2 protein-coding genes are annotated in these 1,294 nt (G+C 71.0%); both read left to right on the top strand.

Features of this window, described 5'->3' with window-relative positions; translation table 11 throughout:
* On the top strand, positions 1–895 hold an 895-nt coding region (gene yvcK / locus ACFVJS_RS28000; protein WP_378886807.1), incomplete at its 5' end, for a uridine diphosphate-N-acetylglucosamine-binding protein YvcK.
* Between the two features lie 60 nt (positions 896–955).
* The coding region (whiA, locus tag ACFVJS_RS27995) for a DNA-binding protein WhiA (RefSeq protein WP_378886806.1) at positions 956–1,294 on the top strand (339 nt) is incomplete at its 3' end.

Genomic DNA, 1,294 nt, shown 5'->3' with positions numbered 1-1,294 from the left:
GTCGGTCGGCCCGTCGGGGCCGGCCGCCGGAAGGCCCTGGAGGCGGGCGAGGAAGCTCTCGCTGGGGGGCGGGGGCGCCGCCGGCCCATTCGCAGAGTTCGGTGTGCTGCCTCCCGGCGATCTGCGCATGGCGCTGGCCGCCCTGTGCGGCGCCGACCGCTGGGACGACACCTGGGCGCAGGTGCTGCAGCACCGCTTCGCCGGCGAGGGCGAGATGCGCGGCCACAACCTCGGCAACCTGCTCATCGTCGGCCTGTGGGAGCAGCTCGGCGACCACGTCGAAGCGCTCGACTGGGTGGGCCGCCTGCTGGGCGCCAAGGGCCGGGTCCTGCCGATGGCGCTGGTGCCGATGGACATCGTCGCGGACGTACGCGGGCTGGTGCCGGGTGATCCTGCGGCGCTCACCTCGGTGCAGGGCCAGGTCGAGGTCGCCAGCACCGACGGGATGATCGAGTCGATCCGGCTCATCCCCGACAACCCGCCGGCTGCCCCCGACGCGGTTGCGGCCATCCGCGAGGCGGAGTGGGTGTTCCTGGGCCCCGGATCCTGGTTCACCTCGGTCCTGCCGCACCTGATGGTCCGTGCGCTGCGCGAGGCGCTGGTCGCGACCTCCGCCAAGATCGTCGTCGTGCTCAACCTCGGCGAGCAGCCGGGGGAGACGACCGGCTTCGGTCCCGCCGAGCACCTCTCGGTCCTCCTCGAGCACGCCCCCGACCTCCGCATCCACACCGTCCTCGTCGACTCCTCCCTCGACGGTCTCGACGAGCTGTCCCGGGTGGCCGAGAAGTGCGGTGCGCAGGTCGAGGTGGCCGACGTCGCGGTCGGCGACGGGACCCCTCGCCACGACCCGGAGCGGCTGGCCGCGGCGTACGAGAGGGTGATCGGGGCGGGCTAGCGCGGTCTCCGACGTGGAACCGATTCGAGGGTCGTTGACAACAATGAAAGACTCTCCCGCATGGCGATGACGGGACAGGTGAAGGCCGAGCTGGCCTCCACTCAGATCACCAAGACATGCTGCCGCAAGGCAGAGGTTGCCTCGACGTTGAGGTTCGCTGGGGGGATCCACATCGTGGCCGGCAGGATCGTGGTCGAGGCTGAGCTCGACACGGGTCTGGCGGCTCGGAGATTGAAGCGAGACATCGCCGACGTCTTCGGTCACGAGGCAGAGGTGGCTCTCATCCAGGCGAGCGGGCTTCGTAAGGGCAGCCGCTACATCGTGCGCGTGGTCAAGGACGGTGAGGCGCTGGCGCGCCAGACCGGCCTTCTCGACCAGCGTGGCCGGCCGGTGCGGGGT

This window comes from Nocardioides sp. NPDC057772 (genome assembly GCF_042798075.1).
Taxonomy (GTDB): domain Bacteria; phylum Actinomycetota; class Actinomycetes; order Propionibacteriales; family Nocardioidaceae; genus Nocardioides.
This window is presented reverse-complemented; position numbering and strand designations above follow the sequence as displayed.